Genomic DNA, 2,237 nt, shown 5'->3' with positions numbered 1-2,237 from the left:
CGGGACGGTATGGTCTTTCTGGAAACCTTTGTAATTCAAATAATTTTTCTGGAGGCCTTCTCTGCAGGGCCTTCTTTATTTTAGATATCAAATACAAGTTAGTGCTTTCCCTTAAAGCACATATATAATTAATTACTTTATGAATTTAACACAAATAAAAAACACAGCCTTATTCCTGATCCTTCTTATAAGCAGCGCAGGCTTTGGCCAGACCTGTCCGGCTACGGCGGAAGGTACTCCCGTATTCAGGAATGATTTCGGGACAGGAAACAGCAATAGCAATAGTACTTCCGCAGATTCCTATGTATTAGGACATACTTATCAAGCCACCAACCCTGGAGATGGATTTTATTCCGTTACCACTTCATCCGCACAAACGGCATCTTTTGTGATGACAGACCTTACCGGAGGTAAAGATGCAGGCTATACCGATATCACAGCCGGTTCTACGACCGGAAGATATCTTGCGATCAATATCAATTCAGGCGGAACAGTTAATACGGTCATTTACCGGGTCGACAATCTAAATGTCGTACAGGGACAGCTCTATCGATTCAGAATTGATATGGCCGGATTATGCAACGGTTGTGGAGATATTCCCAACCTGCAGTTAAGCATTAAGGACAGTAACAATAATACTTTGGCAACTGCCAATTCAAGCAATCTGGGAATGGCTAATGACGATGTATGGAGAAGACTTAATCTGTCTTTTACGCCGTCAACTTCTATAGTGAAGCTTGAAATTGTTAATTTACAGCAGAACGGTGGAAATGGAAACGATGTAGGAATCGACAATATTGTTTTCACCCCTGTTGAGTGCGATTCCGATGGTGACGGGATTCCCAATTCCCTGGATCTTGATGATGATAACGACGGTATTGAAGATTGTATCGAAAAAGGATTGGATCCCAATTCAACAGTGAGTACTATTTTTAAGCTAAACGGTAATGCTACACAGATTAATTCCAAACAGGTTAGATTGACCCCGGCATTAAACGACCAGGCTGGTCAAATGTGGTCTTACGGAAAAGTGGATTTCAACAAAAGCTTTAGCCTAAGCTACGAAGCCAATTTCGGGAGCAGTGACGGAGGAGCCGACGGCGTTGCCACCGTATTCCATAATTCCCCGGCAGGAGTTGATGCAGTGGGAGGTGCAGGTGGCGGTATCGGAGCAGTTGGTATCCAGAACGGAATTGTACTTGAAGTAGATACCTATGATAACGGGCCAGGTGTAGGAGATATTCCCAACGACCACGGTCAGATCTGGGCTTCTGCAAGCCAGAGTGGTGCTAACCTTCTTACAACTGCCGTTGATTTAGGGAATGTAGAAGATAATGTATGGAGACCGGTTGTCATCACATGGGATTTCCCGACAAAGAAATTGTCTTATACAGTAGGCGGAGTTCTGGCTGGAGCCTATACGTTTCCATCTTCCAATCCGATTACCAATTATTTTGGCGGCGTAAGCAATGTTTATTTCGGATATACGGCTTCTACAGGAGGAGCGGTTAACGAACAGAGCGTAAGGTATACCGATTTCTGTTCCCAACTTCCGTTGGAATTAGATACGGATGGCGACGGTATTCCGAACCAGCTTGACCTGGATTCCGATAATNCGGATATACGGCTTCTACAGGAGGAGCGGTTAACGAACAGAGCGTAAGGTATACCGATTTCTGTTCCCAACTTCCGTTGGAATTAGATACGGATGGCGACGGTATTCCGAACCAGCTTGACCTGGATTCCGATAATGACGGATGTCCTGATGCGATCGAAGGAGATGAGAATGTAACATTGAACCAGCTCGTTCTTGCAGGTGGTAATGTGACCTCCGGAACAGGATCTACCGCTCCGAACAAAAACCTTTGTGCTTCTGCTTCATGTGTAAATGCTTCAGGGGTACCGAATCTGGTAAATTCTGGAGGGGCTGCCGACATCGGTGGTGACGAAGGACAAGGTATCGGAACTTCTCAGAATAATGCTGTTCAGCCTCCTGGATGTTCCACTTGCTATAAGCCTTCGATAACTTCAGGAACAACACTGAACACAAATGTAGGAATTTCAGCGTTAGGCAGAGCTGGTGTAAATGCAGACAACTGGCCGATGGTAAGAAAAGGAGCATGGACAGCCCTTGAATCCAAAACAAAAGGAATGGTAATCAACAGAGTAGCTTTTAACAATACGGGAAATCCGACGGGCATCTCTTCATCCAATTTCGTGGAAGGAATGATGTTGTA

General features: G+C 44.8%; 1 protein-coding gene and 1 pseudogene. Both read left to right on the top strand.

Annotation, left to right across the window (positions count from 1 at the left end):
* Nucleotides 1-139: 139 nt before the first annotated feature.
* On the top strand, nt 140-1,663 hold the full coding sequence (locus ACED20_RS21085; protein WP_378106708.1) for an L-type lectin-domain containing protein: 1,524 nt from the start codon (nt 140-142) through the stop codon (nt 1,661-1,663).
* 29 nt (nt 1,664-1,692) lie between these two features.
* A pseudogene (locus ACED20_RS21080) lies at nt 1,693-2,237 on the top strand (hypothetical protein); the annotation flags it as partial.

It is taken from the genome of Chryseobacterium sp. sg2396, assembly GCF_042610505.1.
Taxonomy (GTDB): domain Bacteria; phylum Bacteroidota; class Bacteroidia; order Flavobacteriales; family Weeksellaceae; genus Chryseobacterium.
The sequence above is the reverse complement of the archived record's forward strand: the minus strand, read 5'-3'. Positions and strand labels throughout refer to the sequence as shown.